Below are 24,226 nucleotides of genomic sequence, written 5' to 3'. Positions count from 1 at the left end.
GCCGGTCCGTCGCCGAGGGCGTGGGTGAACACCAGCCGGCAGCCGTCACCGTCGGCGATCAGCTCGAAGCGCAGCACATCGCGGTTCCAGCGGAACATGAACACCCGCGGCGGGTCGACCTCGAGGACTTCGCCGTCCCAGCCGTCGTCGGCCGGGGCCTCGTCGTCGAAGACGAACCGCATGGGCGCTCCCGGGCGCGGTTCGGCCTGGACGGCGGCGGGGAACCAGGCCGTCATCTGCGCGGGGTCGCTGATCGCGCGCCAGACCCGTTCGCGCGGGTGCGGGAAGCGGCGTTCGAAGCGCAGCGTCGGCACACCGTCGATGTCGGTCAGTTCGGCGGATCGGTCAGTCATCGTCGCTCCTGTCGGGGGTCGGGGCAGCGGGGGCCGGGGCGGTGTCGGCGGCGGCCATGGCGTCGAGATGCTCGGCCAGGGCGTCCAGACTCGATGCCCACAGTCGCCGGTACGGCGCCAGCCAGGCGTCGATCTCCGACAGCGGTTGCGGCCGCAGCCGGTACCAGCGGCGTTGCGCGTCCTGGCGGACGTCGACCAGGCCCGCGCCGCGCAGCACCTTCAGGTGTTTCGACACCGTCGGCTGCGCCAGTCGCAGTTCGGTGACCAGTTCGCCGACCAGCCGCTCGCGCCCGCGCAGCAGGTCGAGAATTTCGCGACGCCGTGGTTCGGCCAGCGCCTCGAACGTAGATGCCATATGGGCAATATAGCCGAGACGGAATATAATCGGCAGGGTGTTTGCTGCGAGCGAGCGGGCGGATGTGCCCTCACATGCGCAGCGGCAGGCCCGCACGGAGACGCTGCATCCGGTCCTCGTGCACCAGATGCGCGCGGTCGAGCAGGTCGCCGAGATCGTCGGCGCGGAACCGCTCGACATATTTGTCCGGCAGCGCCCGCATCGACGACTCGGCGGCGAGCATCCGGGCGTAGGTCTTCTCCCGGACCGCTTGGTCGGCTTCGTAGCCCAGATCCAGGTAGCGCGTCGCATACCGGCGCGCCCCCGCCACCGCCGTCTGCGCCCGGCCGGCGGGGCTCCACAGCGAAACGGCCACGGTGACGACGACAATGGCGACGATCGCGACCAGCGACCACACCGTCGGGATCTCGGCCACCGGAACCGGATCGCCGTCGTTGACGAACGGCAGATTGTTGTGGTGCAGCGCGTGCAGGATCAGTTTCACGCCGATGAACCCCAGCACCACGGCCAGTCCGAAACTCAGATAGATCAGCCGGTCCAGCAGTCCCTCCAGCAGGAAGAACAGTTGCCGCAGGCCCAGCAGGGAGAACGCGGTAGCGGTGAAGACCAGGAAGACGTTCTGGGTGAGGCCGAAGATCGCCGGGATCGAATCCAGCGCGAACAGCACGTCGGTGCCGCCGATGGCGATCATCGCCGACACCATCGGGGTGAGCCGGCGCCGCCCGTCGACCACGGTCGTCATCGCATCGCCGTCGTAGGAGTCGCTGGTGCGCAACAGTTTCCGGGTCGCGCGCACCACGACACCGTCACCGGAGTGGCTGTCCTCGCCCTCCGGGCGCAGCATATTGCCCGCCGTGACCAGCAGCAGCCCGCCGAACAGGTAGAACACCCAGGCGAAGCGGTCGATCAGCGTCGCGCCCAGGAAGATGAACCCGGTCCGCACCAGCAGCGAGATCACGATCCCGACCAGCAGGACCTTCTGCTGCGCGGCCGCCGGCACCCGGAACGCGGTGAAGATCACCAGGAAGACGAACAGGTTGTCCACCGACAGCGCCTTCTCGGTGATGTAGCCGGCGAAGTACTCCACCCCCATCTCCGATCCGCCGAACCCCCACACCGCGAACCCGAACGCGACCGCGACCCCGATGTAGGCCGCCGACCACACCGCCGATTCGGGCAGGGTCGGCGAATGCGCGCCCCGCACATGGAAGACGAAGTCGACCGTCAGGAGTACGGCAATCAATGCCAGCGCACCCGCCCATGCCCACAGTGGAACGGTCACGGCGGCCTCCTGTGCGGCGATGGGCGACGGCGCCACGTGCGGCGCCGGGTCTCGCGGTGACTGTAGCGCCCGGCGCGGGCACCGGTCGGGCATCGACATGCGCCGATACCGACGGCGATGCCCCGCCGGCACGGACCGGCGGGGCATCGGTGACGGGACGATGATCAGGCGAGGTCGAACCGGTCGGCGTTCATCACCTTGGTCCACGCGGCGATGAAATCGTCGACGAACTTGCGTGCGGCGCCGTCGGCGGCATACACCTCCGACAGCGCCCGCAACTGCGAATTCGAACCGAACACCAGGTCCACCCGGCTGCCGGTCCAGCGCTGGGCGCCGGTGGCGCGGTCGGTGCCCACATAGGTGCCGTCGTCGGCGGGGGAGGGCCGCCACTCGGTGCTCATGTCGAGCAGGTTGACGAAGAAGTCGTTGCTGAGCACCCCGGGGTTGGCGGTGAGCACACCCAGCGGCGACTGTTTGTAGTTGGCGCCCAGCACGCGGAGCCCGCCGACCAGCACGGTCATCTCCGGCGCGGTCAGGGTCAGCAGGTTCGCCTTGTCGACCAGCAGGTACTCCGCGGGCAGCCGGGTGCCCTTGCCGAGGTAGTTGCGGAAACCGTCGGCCTTGGGTTCCAGAGCCGCGAACGACTCCACGTCGGTCTGCTCCTGGGTGGCGTCGGTGCGTCCGGGAGTGAACGGCACCGTGACGTCGAAGCCGCCGTCGCGGGCGGCCTTCTCGATCGCCGCGGCGCCGCCGAGGACGACCAGATCGGCGAACGACACCCGCACGGCCCCGGTCTGTTCGGCGTTGAACGCCGACTGGATGCCCTCCAGGGTGCGAATCACCTGGGCCAGCTCGTCGGGATCGTTGACCTCCCAGCCGCTTTGCGGTTGCAGCCGCAACCGGCCGCCGTTGGCGCCGCCGCGTTTGTCGCTGCCGCGGAACGACGAGGCCGCCGCCCACGCCGTCGACACCAGCTGCGGCACGGTCAGGCCGGAACCGAGAATCCGCGCCTTGAGGTCCGCGATCTCGGCGTCACCGATGAGCTCGTGGTCGACCGCGGGAATCGGGTCCTGCCACAGCAGCGTCTCCTCCGGCACCAGCGGGCCCAGATACCGCGCCTTCGGACCCATGTCGCGGTGGATCAGCTTGTACCAGGCCTTGGCGAATTCCTCGGCCAGCTCCTCCGGGTGATCGAGCCAACGCCGGGTGATCGGCCCGTAGATGGGGTCCAGCCGCAGCGCCAGGTCGGTGGTCAGCATCGCCGGGGCGTGCTTCTTCGACGGGTCGTGGGCGTCGGGGACGGTGCCCGCGCCGGCGCCGTCCTTGGGGATCCACTGCCAGGCGCCGGCGGGGCTCTTGGTCTGCTCCCATTCGTAGCCGTAGAGGGTTTCCAGGAAGCTGTTGTCCCAGGTGGTCGGGGTGGGCGTCCACGTCACCTCGATACCGCTGGTGATGGCGTCCTTGCCGACGCCGGTGCCGAACGAGCTCTTCCAACCCAGCCCCATCTGTTCCAGCGGTGCGCCCTCCGGTTCCGGGCCGACGTGGTCGGCCGGGCCGGCGCCGTGGGTTTTGCCGAAGGTGTGCCCGCCGACGATCAGCGCCGCGGTTTCCACATCGTTCATCGCCATCCGGTGGAACGTTTCGCGGATGTCGATCGCGGCGGCCAGCGGGTCCGGATTGCCGTTGGGCCCTTCGGGATTGACGTAGATCAGGCCCATCTGCACCGCGGCCAGCGGGTTCTCCAGGTCGCGCTGCCCGGAGTAGCGTTGGTCGCCGAGCCATTCCAGCTCCGGGCCCCAGTACACCTCCTCGGGTTCCCACTCGTCGACGCGGCCGCCGCCGAAGCCGAAGGTGCGAAAGCCCATCGACTCGAGTGCCACGTTGCCGGCGTAGACGATCAGGTCGGCCCACGACAGTTTGCGGCCGTACTTCTGTTTCACCGGCCACAGCAGCCGGCGCGCCTTGTCGAGGCTGGCGTTGTCGGGCCAGCTGTTGAGCGGGGCGAAGCGCTGCATGCCGGATCCGGCGCCGCCGCGGCCGTCCTCGATGCGGTAGGTGCCGGCGGCGTGCCAGGCCATCCGGATGAACAGCGGCCCGTAGTGGCCGAAGTCGGCCGGCCACCAGTCCTGGGAGGTGGTCATCACCGAGATGATGTCGGCCTTGACCGCGTCGAGGTCGAGGGTGGCGAATTCGGCGGCATAGTCGAAGTCGTCGCCGTAGGGATTGATCTCGGCCGGATTGTGCTGCAGGACTTTCAGATTCAGTTGTTCCGGCCACCAGTCGCGGTTACCGCCGCCCTCGACCGGGTGCTTCATGCGGCCGACGACCGGGCATCCGCTCTCGGGGGGTTCGGTATTGGCTTCGGCGATCGGGGGGTGTTCCTGAGGCACGGCAGTTCCTTTCCGGGTGCGTGAATCGGGCTGTGATCACGGACGTGATCGAGATGTCGGTGGGGAACAGGAGGGGCACAGGCCCCAGTAGATGACCTCGGCTTCGTCGAGCAGGAAGCCGTTGTCGTCGGCGGCGGTCAGGCACGGCGCCGCGCCGACGGCGCAGTCGACGTCGGCGATGTGCCCGCAGGACCGGCACACCAGGTGGTGGTGGTTGTCGCCGACGCGGGTCTCGTAGCGCGCCACCGATCCCATCGGCTGGATGCGGCGCAGCAGCCCGGCGTCGGTGAGGGCGCGCAGCACGTCGTAGACGGCTTGGTGCGACACCGTGCCGAGGGTGTCGCGGACCAGGCCGAGGATGGTGTCGGTATCGGAATGGGGGTGCTCGTGCACAACGGTCAGCACCGCGATCCGCGGGGCGGTGACCCGCAGCGCGGCCCGGCGCAACATGCGCTGGAAATCCGCCGTGGTGGACACGATCCGAAGTATGACTCATTCAAGTAACCCGCAGGGGCGGATTGACGAATCCCGATTTCCCCAGCTGCGGGCGGGATCCCGCGGCGGGGCGCCGCACGCGCGGAGGTCGGCGCCGGGGGTGAATTCCGGTGGGCACGGCCGACCCGGGCGATGCCGCCCGATTTGCCGGGACACGCCGGTGTGTGGTCACTGTGATTATTGATGTGCGTAACCGATTCGATACGAATTCACCCGGGAGAGCGCGATTTCGTAACGGCCTTCGGAAATCCCGCCGTCATGGCCTTGTTCGACCCGTTCGAAACCGAGATGGTCGGCTGATCGACCGTTCTTCGCGCCGAAACCGGCGCCGACACCGGAAAAATACTTTTATCCATGACCGGACGGCAGCCGAATCTACCTACGACACACTGCCGTGAGGTACATCACGTGCCAGAAGGTTGAACGCGATGAATTCCAACGATGTGGGTAATCCGGTCGCCGAATCCGGCCCGCATACGGGCCCGGGCGCTCCCACGCGCCCGGTGCGCGGTGCCGCCGCCGACCCGCTCGACCCCCGGGGTGGCATCGACGCCGCGGTGCGGCGACTGCGTGATCACCGGATACACCGCAAACGCCACGGCTGAACCCGGAGTTTCCTGTTCCTGAATATCCGCCCCGGCGACGGGGCGCAATTCGACGTGCCCGCACGCGATCGTTCACGACAATTCTCGGCATTTTCCACCGCGGTATCCGGCTCGCCATTCCGGCCGAACGGCCGACCCGAATCCCGCGTCGCGGCAATCACCTACCGATGGAGGTCCGGTGACGCAATTCAAGAGCAACTTCGGCAGCCATCAGCAGGAGCCGAGGTCACCGCACATCGGGCCCTCTCGACACACCGGTCATCCGCTCTTCACCGGTGATACCCGCCCGGCCGGGCCGGGAAACCTCACCCCGCCGAGCCCGGAACGGATATTCAAACTCACCGCGGCGCAGCGCGGCATCTGGTTCGCCCAGCACCTCGCGGGTTCCTCACCGATATCGGTCGCCCAATATGTCGACATCGTCGGCGAATTGGATACCGAATTGCTGGTCGAGGCCTGCCGGACCGCCAGCATCGAATTCGGGTCCGGACACCTGCATCTGATCGAGGTCGACGGGGAACCCTGCCAATTCGTCGACGACCTGCGCGGCGCCCCCATCCGGGTGCTCGACCTGCGCCGCCACAGCGACCCGGTCGCCACCGCGCACCGGATGATGACCGAGGACTACTCCGCCCCACTGGATCTGCGCAGCGACCACCTGATGGTCAGCATCATCTTCCAGGTCGGCGCCGACCACTACCTGTGGTATCAGCGCGCCCACCACATCGCCCTCGACGGATTCGCCGCGGTGACGATGCTGCAACGCATCACCGAGCTCTACAACGCCTGGATCCGCGGCGAACAGCCCGCACCGGCCGCGGCGAAGGACCTGCGCGAGATCACCGAGCAGGACCTGGCCTACCGCGGCTCGACCCGGTTCGACAACGACCGCGCCTACTGGACCGAGCATCTGGCCGGCGCCCCGCCCGTGGTCAGCCTCGCCGGACGGGTGAGCAAACCGACCATCCATCCCGCGCTGGTCAGCGCACCGTTGGATCCCGACACCGCGCGCCTGCTCGACGACACCGTCGCCGAACGCCACACCAGCGTCACCCCGATCGTCGTCGCGGCCTTCGCCGCCTACCTGGCCCGGATGACCGACAGCACCGAAGTGCTGCTGAGCCTGCCGGTCTCCGGACGCCACTCGGCGATGCTGCGCCGCTCCGGCGGCATGGTCGCCAACGTGGTCCCGCTGCGCATCCGCGTCGACAACCGCGACACCGGCGCCCTCGTCGACGCCGTGCAGAGCGAGCTGACCAGCGCGCTGCGCCGCCAGCGCTACCGGCAGGAAGACATCTTCGGCGATATGGGCATCGCCCGCGACGAGGCGGCGTCGTTCGGACCCGCGGTGAACCTGATGATGATCGACAACGACGTCGTCTTCGGTGACACCGTCGGCCGCCTACACGTGCTGACCTCCGGGCCGACCGCGGACCTGTTCGTCAACATCTACCCGGGCGCGGGCCGCGACAGCACCCACATCGACTTCCAGGGCAACCCGAACAGCTACAGCCCGGACGAACTCGCCACCCACCACGCCCGGTTCCTGCGGTTCCTGCACGAATTCCTCGCCCGCGGACCACAATTCCGGGTCGACCGGCTGCCCCTGCTGCAGCCGCGGGAACAGGCCGACCTGGTGCCCGTGCGCGGCGCCGAGACCGCCGGTACCCGGCTGCTGGCCGACATTCTCGCCGACACCGCCCGCCGGCACCGCGACGCCGACGCGATCGCCGCCCCCGGTGTGCGGCTCACCTACGGCGAACTCGACACCCGCTCCAACCGGCTCGCGCGGCATCTGATCGCGCTCGGGTGCGGACCGGACCACACCGTCGCGATCGTGCTGCGCCGCTCGGTCGAATCGATCGTCGCCGCCTGGGCGGTCGCCAAGACCGGCGCCGCGATCGTGCAGGTCGACCCCGACTATCCGGCCAAACGCATCGAACACATGCTCGGTGACAGCGGCGCCCACGTCGGCATCACCATCGGCGCCTACCGCGGTCGGCTCCCGCGGGCACTGCGGCAGGTGGTCGTCGACGACCCCGCCACCGCCGCCGCCTGCGCGGCGACCGCGACCACCCCGATCACCGCCGCCGACCGCATCCGCCCGCTGCGCCCCGCCGACCTCGCCTACATCACCTACACCTCCGGCTCCACCGGCGCCCCCAAAGGCGTTCAGGTCACCCACACCGGGCTGGCGAACCTGATCGCCGACCGCAGCCGGGCCTGCGATATCGACGCCACCGCCCGGGTGTCGTATGCGCTGTCGCCCAGTTTCGACGCCGCGCTCGAACAGTTCCTGCTCTGCTTCGCCCGCGGCGCGACCCTGCTGCTCGTGCCGCCCGACGTGATCGGCGGCGAACCGCTGACCCGGCTGCTGGCCGACGAACACGTCACCCACCTGACCCTGACCCCGGCGATGCTGGCGACCGTCGACCCCGAACACCTGCCCGACCTGCGGGTCGTGGTCGTCGGCGGCGACGTGTGCCCGCCGCACGTCATCGAGCGGTGGGCACCGCACGCGGTCATGGTCAACGAGTACGGGCCCACCGAAACCACCATCACCGCCGCGAGCGCGGCCATCACCGCCGACGGTGAGCTCACCGTCGGCGGACCCGTGCGCGGCATCTCGGCGCTGATCCTCGACCACGGGCTGCAACCCGTGCCGCCCGGCACCACGGGGGAGCTGTACCTGTCCGGGCCCGGACTGGCCCGCGGCTACAGTCATCGGTTCGGCGAAACCGCGGCCCGGTTCGTCGCCGACCCCTACGGTGAACCCGGTGCACGCATGTACCGGACGGGGGACCGGGCGCGTTGGATCGGCGACACCACGGCACCGCAGCTGCAGCTGGCGGGGCGCAGCGATTTCCAGGTCAAGATCCGCGGCTACCGCATCGAGCCCGGCGAGATCGACGCCGCCCTGACCGCCCATCCCGACGTCGACATCTCCGTCACGATCCCGGTGCGCAACAACGCCGACACCACGGTGCTGGCGTCGTACGTGGTGCCGGTGCACGGGCGCCGCCTCGACCCGCTGGAACTGCAGTCCTTCGCCCGCGACGCCCTGCCCCCGCACATGGTGCCGGCGGTCATCATGGCGTTGGACGCGTTGCCGGTCAACGCGTTCGGCAAACTCGACCGCGCCGCCCTGCCCGCGCCCGCGTTCGGGACGGCACCGGCCGGGCGGGCGCCGTCGACCCCGCGCGAGATCACGCTGGCGCAGCTGTTCACCGACATCCTCGACGTGCCCGACGTCGGCGCCGACGACAGCTTCTTCGCCCTCGGCGGCGACAGCATCCTGTCGATCCAGTTGGTGGCCCGCGCCAAGGCCGCCGGCTTGACCTTCTCCACACAGGACGTGTTCGAACACAAAACCGTCGCCGCGCTGGCCGCCGTCGCCACCGACGCCGGCGGCGGACCCCAGCTGACCGAGCTGCCCGGCGGCGCGGTCGGGCCGCTGCCGTCGACCCCGATCGTGTACGCGATGCTGGCCCGCGGCCACGTCGACCGGTTCGCGCAGGCCACCCTCGTGCAACTACCCGACGGTCTCGACGCCGACGACCTGGTCGCCGCGCTGGGCGCGGTCCTCGACCGGCACGACATGCTGCGGGCCGTGCTGCGCGGCGCGGGCTCGGCCGAGCCGCACATCGAGGTGGCCGCCCCGGGCGCGGTCGATCCCACGACGGTGCTGCGGCGGGTCCGGCTGCACCGCCGTGACGCCGCCGAGATCGACGCCCACCTGCAGGCGGCCGCCGACCGGCTGGACCCGGCCGCCGGTGTGCTGGTGCAGGCGGTGTGGATGACCGACGCGGCGGCCGGGGACCTGATGTGGGTGGTGATCCACCACCTCGCCGTGGACGCCGTGTCGTGGCGGATCGTGCTGGCCGACCTGGCCGCGGCCTGGCAGCAGATCGTGGCCGGCGCCGAACCGCATTTCGGTCCCGCCACCACATCGGTGCGGCGGTGGAGCCACGGCCTGGTCGAGCAGGCGCCCGGGCGCGCCGCGGCCGAACTCGCGCTGTGGACATCGATCCTCACACCGGGGGAGCAGCTGCTCGGCGCCCGGCCGCTGGATCCCGCCCGCGATACCGCCGCCACCGCCGACCGTGTCCGAGTCCGCGTCCCCGCCGATATCGCCGACACGGTCCTGACCACCGTCCCGGCCCGCTTCCACGGCACCCCCAACGATCCGCTGCTGGCGGCGCTGGCGCTGGCGCTGGGGCAGTGGCGGCAGCGGCGGGGCCGTGCCGCGGCGACCGAACTGATCGCGCTGGAAGGACACGGCCGCGAGGAACTCGCCGTGCCGGGCGCCGACCTCAGCGCCACCGTCGGCTGGTTCACCACCCGCTTCCCGGTCCGGCTCGACCTGACCGGTATCGACGCCGACGACGCCTTCGCCGGCGGCCCCGCCGCGGGCCGTGCCGTCGAACGGGTCAAAGAACAACTGCGCGCCGTCCCCGGCAACGGCATCGGCTACGGCATGCTGCGCCACCTCGACCCCGACGCGGCCGCCGCGCTCACACCGTGGCGCGAACCGCAGCTCGCGTTCAACTATCTCGGGCGGGTCGCCGCCCACGAGCACACCGGCCCGTGGACACCCACCACCGAATTCACCTCGCTGACCGCCACCGTCGACCCGCGCATGGCGCTGCCGGCCGTGCTCGATGTCAACGCGATCGCCGAACCGGGCCCCGACGGGCTCGAACTCGACGCCACCTGGGAATTCGCCACCGACGTGCTGACCGCCGACGAGGTCGAGGAACTGGCCGGACTGTGGGTGCACGCCCTGCGCGGGCTGGCCGGCCACGCCCGCACCGACACCGCCGGCGGCTACACGCCCTCGGATTTCCCGCTGGCCGCACCGACCCAGGACGAGATCGACCGGTGGCTGCTGCAATATCCGACCCTGACCGACGTGTGGCCGCTGACCGCCCTGCAATCCGGGCTGCTGTTCCACGCGATCTACGACCGTGACGGCGCCGACGGCTACACCGTGCAGGCGACGCTCGCCCTGGCCGGGCACCTCGACCCGGACCGGATGCACCGCGCCGCGCAGGCCCTGCTCGACCGGCACGACAGCCTGCGCACCGCATTCGTCGACAGCGCCGACGGGCCACGCCAGATCGTGGTCGGCGGGGTCCGCGCCGACTGGCGGCACGCCGACCTGACCGATATCGCCGACCCCGGCGAACGCGACCGGGAACGCCGCCGCCTCACCGCCGCGGCCGCGGCCCCGTTCGACACCGCCCACCCGCCGCTGCTGCGGTTCCATCTGATCCGCACCGGCCGCACCGAATTCGACCTGCTGCTCACCAACCACCACATCGTGCTCGACGGCTGGTCCATGCCGCTGCTGATCCACGAACTGCTCACCCTCTACACCGCCGACGCCGACCCCGCCGCCCTGCCCGCCGCCGGCTCGTATCGCGACTATCTGCAGTGGCTGCACGCCCAGGATCGCGACGCCGCCGTCGCCGCCTGGCAGCATCAGCTGGCCGGTCTGGAAACTCCCACGCTGGTCACCGGGCGGCCCGACCGGACCGCGCCCGCCGACAACGACGCGGTCGAGCGCAGCCTGTCCGCCGACACGACCGCCGCGATCGCCGAGTTGTCGCGCCGCTACGGCGTCACCGCCAACACCACCGTGCAGGCGGCGTGGGCGCTGCTGCTGACCGTGTTGACCGGCCGCGCCGACATCGTTTTCGGCAACACCGTCTCCGACCGGCCGCCGCAGCTGCCCGGCGTGGAACGCATGATCGGGTTGTTCATCAACACGCTGCCCGTGCGGATCACGCTCGACCCCGGCGAAACCGTCGCCGACCTGCTGACCAGGGTGCAGTCCGAACAGGCCGCCACCCTCGACCACCGCCACCTCGGACTGGCGGATCTGCAGCGCGCCACCGGCTTCGGTGACATGTTCGACACGGTCACCGTCCTCGAGTCCTACCCGCTGGACCGCGACCAGCTGGCCCGCAACCTCACCGACGCCGGGTTGCGGCTGGTCGACGTCGACGCCCACGACGCCACCCCGTATCCGCTGAGCCTGCAGGTCACCCCACCACGCCCGCACCGCGACACCGCGACCACCGCCGCGCCCACTCACACGGTGATGCTGCGCTACGCCTGCGACCGCTTCGATGCCGCCGCCGCGCACACCCTGCTGGACCGGTTCGATCTGATCCTGACCCGCCTGGCCACCGACCCCACCGCCACGGTCGCCGCCGTCACCGCCACCGCCGACACCGAACGCGCCGAACTGCGCTCGATCCGCCGCGCCGCCACCGCACCCGGTCGCACCCTGCGCGACATCCTCGCCGCCACCGCCCGCACCCACCCCGACGCGCCCGCGGTGCGCGCCGACGGACACACCCTCACCTACCGGGAACTCGCGCGGCGCGCCGACCGGGTGGCCGGGCAGCTGGCCGAGCGCGGCGCCCGCCCGGAAACGGTCGTCGCCGTGGTCGTGCCCCGATCGGCCGAACTGGTGATCGCGCTGTGGGCCGTCGCCCGGACCGGGGCGGCGTTCCTGCCGCTGGACCCGGCCAACCCCGCCGAACGCCTCGCCGACCTGCTCGCCGACTCCCACACCACCCTCGGCGTCACCACCGCCGCCGCGGCACACCAGCTTCCGGACACCATCGCCTGGGTGCGCGCCGACACCGACAACGCCGCCGCCGGGCCGGCCGCACACCCGGCGGCGCTGCGCCTGGACCACGCCGCCTACCTGATCTACACCTCCGGCTCCACCGGCACCCCCAAAGCCGTGCACCTGACCCACCGCGGCCTGGCCGCCCTCGCCGCCGAACAGGGCGACGCCTTCGCCGTCGACCCGGCCGCGACCGTGCTGCAGGTCGCGTCCCCCGGCTTCGACGCCTGCGTATCGGAGCTGCTGTTGGCCCACGCTCACGGCGCCTGCCTGGTCGTCGCGCCGCCACAGATCTACGGCGGACCCGCGCTGGAACAGCTGGTCCGCGATCACCGGGTCACCCATGCGATCATCACGCCGTCGGTGCTCAACACCATGGATCCCGGGCAGGTGCCGACCCTCACCACGGTCGCGGTCGTCGGGGAAGCCACCGGAGCCGACACCGTCACCCGGTGGGCGCCCGGCCGCCGCCTGCTGAACCACTACGGGCCCACCGAAACCACCATCTGGGCCACCGGATCACCCGCGCTGACCCCCGGCGAACCTGTCACCATCGGCACCCCGATCGGCGGCATGTCCGCCTCCGTGCTCGACATGTGGTTGCGGCCGGTGCCGATCGGGGTGGCCGGTGAACTGTATCTGCGCGGGCCCGCCCTCGCCCGCGGCTACGCCGGCCGTCCCGCCGTCACCGCGAGCCGTTTCGTCGCCGACCCGGAATCCGCACGCGGCGAACGGATCTACCGCACCGGCGACAGCGTGCGCTGGATCCGCACCGCCACCGGACCGGCACTGGAATATCTGGGCCGCAGCGACCAGCAGGTCAAAATCCACGGTCTGCGCATCGAACCGGGCGAAATCGACGCCCGCCTCGTCCGCCACCCCACGGTGGCCGCCGCCGCGACCGTCGCCCGCCCCGGGCCCGCCGGGGAACCGGTGCTCATCTCCTATGTCGTCGCCGCACCCGCAACCACGATCGACCCGGCCGCGCTGCACGCCGACCTCGACACCGCGCTGGCGCACTACATGAACCCGACCGCCATCGTCGAACTCGACGAGTTGCCGCGCACCGCCGTCGGCAAGATCGATCGAAAAGCGTTGCAGCAGCTGGAATTCCGGCCCGAGGACCAGACCGGCCGGGCGCCCGCCACACCCGCCGAAGAACTGATGGCGAAACTGTTCGCCGAAGTGCTGCACCTCGACACCGTCTCCGCCGACGGCAACTTCTTCGCCCTCGGCGGCGACAGCATCGTGTCCATGCGGCTGGTCGCCCTGGCCCGGGCCGCCGGGCTCACCCTCACCCCCCGCGACGTCTTCGAAGGCAAAACCGTCGCCGCGCTCGCCGCCCTCGTCCACGACACCGTCGACACCACCGTCGACACCCGCCTGCACCTCCCCGCCCACCACGCCGAACAGCGCCCCGCCCGGCCCGGCGACTTCCCGCTGGTCACCCTCACCCGACCCGATATCGAACGGCTCGAACGCCGATACCCCGGCCTGGCCGACATCTGGCCGCTGTCACCGCTGCAAGCGGGCATCCGCTTCCACGCCGGCTACGACCCCGACACCGCCGGCACCTACACCGTGCAGACCACCGTCGCCTTCACCGGCCCCGTCGACGGGCTGCGGCTGCGCTGCGCCGCCCAAGCCGTCATCGACCGCCACGACATCCTGCGCGCCGCCTTCGCCGACACCAGCGCCGGACCCTGCCAGATCGTGCTCGGCCACGCCGAGGTCCGGTTCCGGCAGATCGACCTCACCGACGAACCGCCCACGACCGCCGACCTCGACCGCATCGCCGCCGACGACGCCGCCGCCGGATTCGACCTCACCGCCCCGCCCCTGATCCGGTTCACCCTCGCCCGGATCCGCCCGGACAGCTACCGGCTGCTGGTCACCAACCATCACGTCATCCTCGACGGCTGGTCCATGCCGCTGCTGATGGCCGAACTGCTCGAGTACTACGCCACCCCCTCCCACATCGACGCCGCCGGACCCGCCCCCTCCTACCGCGACTACCTGGCCTGGCTGCACCGGCAAGACCTCGCCGCCGCGAAAACCGCCTGGGTGCGCGAACTCTCCGACGTCGACGCACCCACCCGCGTCGCCCGCGCCGACACCACCACCGTCGCCGCCACCGCCGGCGAAATCGGCGCCGTCCTCACCCCGCAGCGGGTCGAACGGCTGCGCCGCGTCGCCGCCGACACCGCCGTCACCGTCAACACCGCCATCGCCGCCGCCTGGGCGCTCACCCTGCACACCCTCACCGGCGACACCGACGTGCTCTTCGGATCCGCCGTCTCCGGCCGCCCACCCGAACTCGCCGACGTCGACAAAACCCTCGGCATGTTCCTCAACACCATCCCGGTGCGGGTCCCGCTCGACCCCGCGATCACCGTCACGGATCTGCTGGCCCGCATCCAGGACCAGCACGCCCGCATGCTCGACCACCACCACCTCGGCCTGCCCGACATCCACCGCAGCCTCGGCGTCACCGCCCTGTTCGACACCGCGATCGCATTCCAATCGTTCCCCGTCGACCGCCCCGCCCTGCAACGCCTCGTCGCCGCCGCCGGACTGCGCATCGACGACCTCACCGGCGTCGACGCCACCCCGTACCCGCTCAGCCTCGTCATCGCTCCCGAACACACCGAACCCGACGCGCCACACGGGCTGCGCATCACACTGCGCTACCTCGACCACGCCGTCGACCCCGCGCACGCGCGGCGCATCCTCGACCGCTTCACCGACCACCTCGACCACATCGCCGACCAGCCCGCCACACCGCTGTCGCGCCTGCACACCCCCGACACACCCGCCCCGGCCCGGCCGCCGCACCGACACACCACCCCCGTCACCCTCACCGCGCTGCTCACCGCCACCGCGGCCGAGTACCCCGACGCCGTCGCCGCCACCGACGACACCACCAGCCTCACCTACCGCGAACTCGACGCACAGGCCAACCGGCTGGCCCGGCTGCTGCTGCGCCGCGGCGTCACCCGCGACAGCATCCTGGCCGCGGTCCTGCCACGCTCCCTCGACGCCGTCGTCACCGTCTGGGCCGCCGCCGCCCTCGGCACCCCGTTCGTGCCGATCGACCCCAAACTCCCCGGCGACCGCATCACCCACCTGATCGACGACTCCGGCGCGACCCTCGCCGTCACCGCCGACGACACCCCACTGCCCGCCGTCGACCGGCTCGCCCTCGACGACCCCGCCACCCGGCTCGCCCTCGCCACCGAATCCGCCGCACCGATCAGCGACAGCGACCGCGGCGGACCCCTCACCACCGACCACACCGCCTACCTCGTCTACACCTCCGGCTCCACCGGCACCCCCAAAGGTGTCCGCGTCACCCACCGCGGCCTCGCCGACCTCGTCGCCGCCCAACGCCGCCTCCTCGACCTCGACCACACCGCCACCGTGCTGCAGGTCGCCTCACCCAGCTTCGACGCCTCCCTGTTCGAACTCCTCATGGCACACGGGTGCGGCGCCCGCCTCGTCATCGCCCCACCCGACGTGTACGGGGGACCGGAACTGGCGAAACTGCTTCGCCGCGAACACATCTCGCACACCGTGATCACCCCCTCGGCGTTGGCGACCATCCCCACCGGCGGACTCGACGCACTGCGCGTACTGGCCACCGCCGGCGAACCCGTCGGACCCGAACTGGTCGACCGATGGGCGGACAACCGCACCATGATCAACCTCTACGGACCCACCGAAGCCACCATCTGGGCCACCGCCAGCCGGCCCCTGACCCGCACCACCCCCATCACCATCGGCACCCCCGCCGGACCCGTCGCCACCACCGTCCTCGACACCTGGCTACGACCGGTCCCCGACGGAGTAGCAGGGGAGCTGTACCTGCTCGGCCCCGCCCTCGCCGACGGATACCACCGCCGAACCGCCCTCACCGCCACCCGCTTCCTCGCCTGCCCCTTCGCCGCACCCGGAACCCGCATGTACCGCACCGGCGACATCGTGCGCCGCACCGCCCGCGGCGACCTGGAATTCGTGGGCCGCAACGACTTCCAGGTCAAAATCCGCGGCAACCGCGTCGAACTCCACGAAATCGACGCGGTCCTCGCCGAACACCCCGACATCACCTACGCCGTCACCGTGCCCCGCACCACCGGCGGCCGACCCGCCGTCCTCGTCTCCTACATCACCACCGCACCCGGCGCCGACCTCGACGGCAACGACATCAAAAACCGGCTCGCCGACACCCTCCCGGCCTACATGGTGCCCGCCGCCGTCACCGTGCTCGACGAGATCCCGCTCACCCCGACCGGGAAACTCGACCGCGACCGGCTCCCGGACCCCGACCTGCCCGCCCGCGACTTCCGCGCACCCACCACCTGGCTCGAAGAGGTCATCGCCCGCGCCTACGAACAGATCCTCGACGTCGACCCCGTCGGCGCCGACGACGACTTCTTCGCCCTCGGCGGCGACTCCCTCAGCGCCGCACTGGTCGTCGCCCGCATCGGCGCCGACCTCGACCGCCGCATCCCGGTGCGCTCGGTCTTCGAAGAACCCACCGTCGCCGGACTCGCCCGCCTCGCCCGCACCCTCGGCACCACCGGCCGCCTCCCGCTCACCGCCGGCCCCCGACCCGACCCCGTCCCACTGTCGCTGGCCCAGCAACGCATGTGGTTCCTCAACCGCTTCGAACCCGACACCGCCGCCTACAACATCCCCGTCCTGCTCCACCTGACCGGACACCTCGACACCACCGCCCTGCGCGCCGCCCTCGACGACGTCGTCACCCGCCACGAAGTGCTGCGCACCATCTACCCCGAAACCGGGGGACAACCACACCAAACCATCCTCGACCGCGCGGCCGTACCACTGGAAACCGCGCACCTCAGCCCCGACACCCGCGCCACGACACTCACCGAATTCGTCCGCCGCGGCTTCGACGTCACCACCCGGCCACCGCTGCGCGTCGGCCTGTTCGACGTCACCGACGACCCCGCCGCCCACCCCGACGAACGCCACCACCTGCTCGTCCTGGTCGTCCACCACATCGCCGCCGACGGCCAATCCATGGGACCACTGGCCCGCGACGTCATGACCGCCTACGCCGCCCGCCGCGCCGGACAACCACCCCGGCAACAACCACTGCCACTGCAATACGCCGACTTCGCCGTCTGGCAACGCCGCATGCTCGGCGCACCCGACGACCCCACCTCCGCGCTGGCGACCCAACTCGACTTCTGGCGCACCACACTCGACCGCAGCCCCGACCGACTCGACCTACCCGCCGACCGGCCCCGCCCCGCCGTCGCCTCCCTCGCCGGCGGCCGCGTCCCCGTCCACATCGACCACCCCCTGCACACCCGACTGCAGGAACTGGCCCGCGCCCACGGCAGCTCCCTGTTCATGGTCGTCCACGCCGCCCTCGCCGTGCTGCTCGCCCGCCTCGCCGACACCGACGACATCGTCATCGGCACCCCCGTGGCCGGCCGCAGCGAACCCGGCCTCGACGACCTCGTCGGCATGTTCGTCAACACCCTCGCCCTGCGCACCCCCGTCGACACCGGCCAACCGTTCACCGACCTGCTCGCCCGCACCCGCGAAACCGACCTGCAAGCACTCGACCACGCCGACGTCCCCTTCGAACGCATCGTCGAAGAACTCAACCCGCACCGATCCACCGCCCACCACCCCCTGTTCCAGGTTGCCCTAGCCTTCCAGAACACCGCGAACATCGACCTCACCCTGCCCGACGTCACCATCACCCGCGGCGACGTCGACACCGGGATGTGCCAATTCGACCTGCAACTGGTCATCGCCGACACCTACACCGAAACCGGTGCCGCCCAAGGACTCTCGGGCATGATGATGTACGCGCGCGACCTGTTCGACGACACCACCGTCACCACCTTCGTCGACCGCCTGCACCGCATCCTGCGCGCCGTCGCCGACGACCCCACCACCCCCGTCGGCGACATCGACTGGCTGGCCCCACACGAACACCACACCCTCACCACCATCGTCGGACCCCACCCCACCGGCACCCCCGACACCCCACTGCTGCCCGACGCCCTCACCACCGCCGTCGACCACAACCCACACGGCATCGCCGTCGTCGCCGACGACACCCACCTCACCTACACCGACCTCGACCAGCGCTCCAACCAACTCGCCCGGCTGCTCATCGCCCACGGCGCCGGACCCGAAACACCCGTCCTCGTCGCCGCCGCCCGCTCCCTCGAATCCGTCCTCTGCTGGTGGGCCGTCACCAAAACCGGCGCCGCCTACGTGCCCGTCGACCCCGCCTACCCGGCCCGACGCATCCAGAACATGATCACCGACTCCGGCGCCACCCTGGGCCTCACCGTCACCGCCGCCCGCACCGCCCTACCCGACGGCATCGACTGGATCACCATCGACGACCCCGACACCCGCACCCGCATCGACACCCGACCCGTCACCGCCGTCCACGACCGGCACCGCACCCGCCCCCTGCACGCCACCGACACCGCCTACATCGTCTTCACCTCCGGCTCCACCGGCCGGCCCAAAGGCGTGGCCGTCACCCACACCGGCATCGCCGGCCTGCTCGCCGCCCAACGCACCCACTACGGCATCGACACCGGCTCGCGCATCCTGCACTTCGCCTCACCGTCGTTCGACGCCACCCTCATGGAAATCCTGTTCGCCGTCGCCAACGCCGCCACCCTCGTCATCGCACCCACCGGCACCTACGGCGGCGACGACCTCGCCCACCTGCTGCGCACCCGCCGCGTCACCCACGCCTTCATCACCCCCGCCGCCCTCGCCTCCGTCGACCCCACCGGACTCGACGACCTGCACTCGGTGTTCTCCGGCGGGGAAGAAGTACCCGCCGAACTCGTCACCCGCTGGGCCGGCACCGACACCCGCCACACCCGCCGATTCCGAATCTTCTACGGCCCCACCGAAACCACCGTCTACGCCACCGCCACCCGGCCCCTGCGCCCCGGCGACCGCACCAGCATCGGCACCCCACTGCCCGGCATCCGAGCACTCGTCCTCGACCCCCGCCTGCACCCCGTCCCCACCGGCGTGACCGGCGAACTCTACCTGGCCGGACCCGCCCTCGCCCGCGGCTACCTCAACCGCAGCGCCACCAACGCCGCCCGCTTCGTCGCCTGCCCGTACGCCACACCCGGCACCCGCATGTACCGCACCGGCGACCTCGTGCGCTGGAACCGCGACGGCGACATCGAATTCGTCGGACGCAACGACTTCCAAGTCAAAATCCGCGGCTACCGCATCGAACTCGGCGAAATCGACGCCGTCCTCAACGCCCGCACCGACATCGCCTTCGCCGCCACCATCGCCCGCCGCGACCCCGACACCCCCACCATGCTCGTCTCCTACGTCGTCCCCGTCCCCGGCGCCACCGTCACCAGCGCCGAACTCACCGACGCCCTCACCGCGGCCCTGCCCACCTACATGGTCCCCACCGCCGTGATGATCCTCGACAGCATCCCCCTGTCACCCAACGGAAAACTCGACCGCACCGCACTACCCGCACCCGTCCTGCAAGCCAAACACTTCCGCGCACCCGCCTCACCCGTCGAGGAAATCGTCGCCGGCGCCTTCGCCGACACCCTCGGCCTGCACACCCCCGTCGGCGCCGACGACAACTTCTTCGACCTCGGCGGCAACAGCCTCGTCGCCACCCGCGTCGCCGCCCGCATCGGCGCCGCCCTCGACACCCGCGTCCCCGTCGCCATGATCTTCGACGCGCCCACCGTCACCGCCCTCGCCGCCCGCGCCGAATCACACGCCGACACCCACCGCATCGCCCTCACCGCCCAACCCCGCCCCGACCACATCCCGCTGTCCTACGCCCAGCAACGCATGTGGTTCCTCAACCGCTTCGAACCCGACACCGCCGCCTACAGCATCCCCATCGTCATCCGCCTCACCGGACACCTCGACCTCGACGCCCTGCGCGCCGCCCTCACCGACGTCATCACCCGCCACGAAGTGCTGCGCACCATCTACCCGGCCGTCGCCGGCGAACCCACCCAACAGGTACTGCCACCCGCACACGCCGTCGAACCCCTCACCATCACCCCACTCGCCGAAACCGACCTCGCCGACGCCCTCACCGGCCTCGTCGCCACCGTCTTCGACGTCACCACCACCGTGCCGCTGCGCATCCGCCTGTTCGAACTCGCCCCCGACCAGTGGGTGCTGGCCCTCGTCGTCCACCACATCGCCGGCGACGGCTCCTCACTCACCCCGCTCGCCACCGACATGGCCACCGCCTACTCCGCCCGCCTCGCCGGCCGCGCACCCACCTGGGCGCCGCTGCCCGTCCAATACGCCGACTACGCCCTGTGGCAGCGTCGGATGCTCGGCAGCGACGACGACCCCCACTCGCTGCTGCGCTCCCAAATCGACTACTGGACAACCCAACTCGCCGACACCCCGACCCTGCTGTCGCTACCCACCGACCGGCCCCGCCCACCCGTGCAGAGCTACGCCGGCGCCACCGTCCCCCTCACCGTCGACCCCGACCTGCACGCCGCCCTGCAACACCTCGCCCGCAGCCACAACACCACCCTGTTCATGGTGTTCCACGCCGCCCTCGCCGCCGTCCTGGCCCGCCTCGCCGCCACCGACGACATCACCATCGGCACCCCCTACGCCGGCCGCGGCGAACCCGAACTCGACCACCTCGTCGGCATGTTCGTCAACACCCTCGTGCTGCGCACCCACCTCACCCCCGACATGACCTTCACCGACCTGCTCGACCAGGTCCGCACCACCGACCTGGCCGCCTTCGGCCACGCCGACGTCCCCTTCGAACGACTCGTCGAAGAACTCAACCCACCCCGCTCCCACGCCCACCACCCGCTGTTCCAGGTGATGCTCGCCTTCCAGAACCTCACCGACACCGAAATCGAACTACCCGAACTCACCCTCACCGCCGTCGACGCCGCCGTCGACACCTCCCTGTTCGACCTGCAGATCACCGTCGCAGACAACTACGACGACGATGGCGCCCCCGCCGGCCTCACCGGCGGCATCACCTACGCGCGGGACCTGTTCGACCCCGACACCGTCACCGCGATCGCCGCCCGCCTGCACCGGCTGCTGCGCGCCCTCGTCACCGACCCCACCCAGGTCGTCCACGAAGTCGACCTGCTCAGTACCGCCGAACACGACAACATCCGCACCCGCTGGAACAACACCGACCACCCCCTCGACCCGGCCGAAACCCTCGCCTCCCTGTTCGCCACCGCCGTCCCCGAACACCGCGACCGCACCGCCATCACCGCCGGCGACCGCACCCTCACCTACGGCGAGTTCGCCGCCCGCGTCAACCGCCTCGCCCGCTGGCTCATCGCCCGCGGCGTCGGCCCCGAAACACTGGTCGCCGTCCACATGCGCCGCTCCCTCGACCAGGTCACCGCCCTCTACGCCGTCCACGCCGCCGGCGGGGGATACGTCCCCGTCGACCCCGACCTACCCGCCGACCGCATCGACTACATGCTGGCCACCGCCGCACCCGTCGTCGTCCTCACCACCCTCGACGGCATCGACCTCACCCCCTACGCCGACACCCCCGTCACCGACGCCGAACGCCACGCCCCGCTGCGACCGCACAACATCGCCTACGTCCTGTTCACCTCCGGCTCCACCGGCCGGCCCAAAGGCGTCGCCGTCCCGCACGGCGCGGCGGTCAACCAGATCCGCTGGCTCAGCGACGAATACGCCCTCACCCGCGACGACGTGGTCCTGCAGAAAACCGCCGCCACCTTCGACGTCTCGGTCTGGGAACTGTTCGCCACCCTCGCCGCCGGCGCCCGCCTGGTCATCGCCCGCGCCGACGGCCACACCGACCCCGCCTACCTCGCCGAAACCATTGCCGCACAACAGGTTACGATCACCTCGTTCGTGCCGTCGATGCTCGCCGTCTTCGCCGAGGCCGCACCCGCGAACACACTCACCACCGTGCGCGCCCTGCTCGTCGGGGGAGAGGCCTTCGGCGCCGACGCCGTCGCCGCCGTCCGCCGCGTCCTGCCCGACGTCGAACTGCACAACCTCTACGGCCCCACCGAATTCACCGTCCACGTCACCGCCCACCACGTCACCGCCACAGACCAGGGCAGCGTGCCGATGGGCCGCCCGGTGTGGAACGCCCGCGCCCACATCCTCGACGCCCGGCTGCGCCCGGTGCCACCCGGGGTGGCGGGGGAGCTGTACCTGGCCGGCACCCAGATCGCCCGCGGCTACCACGCCCGCCCGGTCCTCACCGCCGAACGCTTCGTGGCCGACCCGTACACCGCCGGTATGCGCATGTACCGCACCGGCGATCTGGTGCGGTGGCGCCGCGACGGCGAGCTGGAATACCTGGGCCGCACCGACTTCCAGGTCAAACTGCGCGGCCTGCGCATCGAGCTCGGCGAAATCGAGACCGTCCTCGCCGAACACCCGAGCGTCGCCCGCGCCATCGCCGTCGTGCACTCCAGCGCCGCCGCCGCCCAACTGGTCGCCTACCTCGTACCCGCCGCCGGCGCCACCGTCGACACCGACGCGGTGCTCGCGCACGCCGCCGCCGAATTGCCCACCTACATGGTGCCCGGCACCGTCATGGTGCTCGACTCGGTGCCGCTCACCGCCTCCGGCAAACTCGACCGGGCCCGGCTGCCGCAACCGGCGGCGGCGACAGGGGAGTACCGCGCACCGACGTCGTGGCTCGAAACAGAGGTCGCCCGCGCCTTCGAACACGTCCTCGGCGTCCCACGCGTCGGCGCCGACGACGACTTCTACGCCCTGGGCGGCAATTCGTTGCGGTCGGTGCAGGTCGTCACCGAACTGAAGAAGGAACTCCACGTCGAGGTGCCGATCGCCTGGATGCTGTCCGACCCGTGCCCGGCGGACCTGGCCAAACGCATCGAATCCGGGATGCGCTCCGGCGATGGGCAGCCCGCGGCCGCCGCCTTCGGGTTCGACGTGCTGCTGCCGATCCGTATCGGCGGCGACCGGGCTCCACTGTTCTGCATCCATCCCGCCTCCGGACTGGCGTGGTGCTATCGCGCCTTCGGCGAGCATCTCGCCGCCGGCCGCCCGATCTACGGGCTGCAGGCCCCTCAGATCGGCGGCGACGTACCCGGGCCGCGCACGTTCGAGGAGATCGCGCACCGCTACGTCGAACAGATCCGCGCCGTCCAGCCGCAGGGCCCGTACTATCTGCTCGGCTGGTCGCTGGGCGGGCAACTGGCCCACGCCGTCGCGGCCGAACTCCGGTCCGCCGGAGCGGATGTCGCGTTGCTCGCGGTGCTGGACGCCGAGGCCGACGGCATCGACGCCGCCGAAGTCCCCGAGGCCACCGCGGGGGAGTTGATCAGCAATCTCGGACCCGTGATGGGTATCGAGGGCGTCGGCGAGGACGCCACGGCGGAGGAAGCCGCCGAACTCATCACCCGCCGGCTCGGCGACGGCTTCGCGGTCGACGCCGCCACCATCGAGCGCATGACCGACGCCTACAACCTGTCCATCCGGGCCGCGAGCGAGTGGCGGCCGCCAGTGCTGGATGCCGACATGCTGTACTTCACGGCCACCAGAGACCGGCGCTCCGACGCCGCCGGGCATCGCGGCTGGGCCGGCCTGGTCCGCGGCCGTATCGAGAACATCGATATCGACGCGGCCCACCTGGAGATGACGGAACCGGCGGTGGTCGCGCAGATCGCGCGCATCATCGACGAACGGCTCGATGGGTGAGGGGTGCGGGCATCACAGGTCAGGTTCGGAGGAGCCCGGGAAAGCCGTTACTTGACATAATGTAGATTATCGGCGAAATGAAACGGCTGTCGAAGTGGCGGTTTCGCCTTGTGCGGCAGCATGTTTCGTCAGGTCCCGCCCAGGGTCGGTCGGCCCTGAATCGGCTGGGTTCATCGGTATTCGCCGATGGACACCGTGGCTCACCCGAAGCCGGCGTACACACCCGAACACCCTCGGTTACCTTTCCGGCGAAATGCTGACTCCGCAGGAAAAATTACGAATCGATGCCGTGTGCGCCTTCTCGCCACCCCACCGGCCGTTTCCGCCCCAAGGCACCGAAACGTCACAGTGACGTAAATATGGGTAGGAATCC

At 70.9% G+C, this 24,226-nt stretch carries 7 protein-coding genes; 2 read left to right on the top strand and 5 right to left on the bottom strand.

All coding sequences use genetic code 11. The annotated features are described in order from the left end of the window. From ON37_RS22030 to ON37_RS22010, 5 genes are all read right to left on the bottom strand, one after another. Nucleotides 1-353 (bottom strand): SRPBCC domain-containing protein (locus ON37_RS22030; RefSeq protein ID WP_040721906.1); only part of this gene is annotated, 353 nt, incomplete at its 3' end. After that, nucleotides 346-708 (bottom strand): ArsR/SmtB family transcription factor, encoded by a 363-nt coding sequence (locus ON37_RS22025; RefSeq protein ID WP_040721904.1) that lies wholly within the window; start codon nucleotides 706-708, stop codon nucleotides 346-348. The genes ON37_RS22025 and ON37_RS22030, both read right to left, overlap by 8 nt. A gap of 70 nt (nucleotides 709-778) precedes the next feature. Next, nucleotides 779-1,990: a TerC family protein gene (locus tag ON37_RS22020; protein ID WP_040721918.1), complete on the bottom strand. Its 1,212-nt coding sequence runs from the start codon at nucleotides 1,988-1,990 to the stop codon at nucleotides 779-781. Between the two features lie 164 nt (nucleotides 1,991-2,154). Beyond that, nucleotides 2,155-4,380 (bottom strand): catalase/peroxidase HPI, encoded by a 2,226-nt coding sequence (katG, locus tag ON37_RS22015; RefSeq protein WP_040721903.1) that lies wholly within the window; start codon nucleotides 4,378-4,380, stop codon nucleotides 2,155-2,157. Nucleotides 4,381-4,416: 36 nt separating this feature from the next. Beyond that, the gene (locus tag ON37_RS22010; RefSeq protein ID WP_210742093.1) at nucleotides 4,417-4,830 is read right to left on the bottom strand and encodes a Fur family transcriptional regulator; all 414 of its coding nucleotides are present in this window, start codon (nucleotides 4,828-4,830) and stop codon (nucleotides 4,417-4,419) included. 473 nt (nucleotides 4,831-5,303) lie between these two features. On the opposite strand from ON37_RS22010, the gene ON37_RS22005 reads away from it, so the two are divergent. Both ON37_RS22005 and ON37_RS22000 read left to right on the top strand, forming a co-directional pair. Beyond that, nucleotides 5,304-5,480 (top strand): hypothetical protein, encoded by a 177-nt coding sequence (locus ON37_RS22005; protein ID WP_157171543.1) that lies wholly within the window; start codon nucleotides 5,304-5,306, stop codon nucleotides 5,478-5,480. A gap of 178 nt (nucleotides 5,481-5,658) precedes the next feature. Continuing rightward, complete coding sequence (locus ON37_RS22000) at nucleotides 5,659-23,853, top strand: non-ribosomal peptide synthetase (RefSeq protein ID WP_051031906.1); 18,195 nt, start codon at nucleotides 5,659-5,661, stop codon at nucleotides 23,851-23,853. Nucleotides 23,854-24,226 lie beyond the last annotated feature (373 nt).

This window comes from Nocardia veterana NBRC 100344, assembly GCF_000308855.1.
Taxonomy (GTDB): Bacteria; Actinomycetota; Actinomycetes; order Mycobacteriales; family Mycobacteriaceae; genus Nocardia; species Nocardia veterana.
Note: the sequence above shows the minus strand (reverse complement) of the source record. Positions and strands in the feature narration are given on the sequence as shown.

Bases quoted from the DNA above. Each gene is read 5' to 3' on its own strand.
- ON37_RS22005 (WP_157171543.1), top strand. From the start codon at position 5,304: ATGAATTCCAACGATGTGGGTAATCCGGTCGCCGAATCCGGCCCGCAT.
- ON37_RS22025 (WP_040721904.1), bottom strand. From the start codon at position 708: ATGGCATCTACGTTCGAGGCGCTGGCCGAACCACGGCGTCGCGAAATT.
- ON37_RS22010 (WP_210742093.1), bottom strand. From the start codon at position 4,830: ATGTTGCGCCGGGCCGCGCTGCGGGTCACCGCCCCGCGGATCGCGGTG.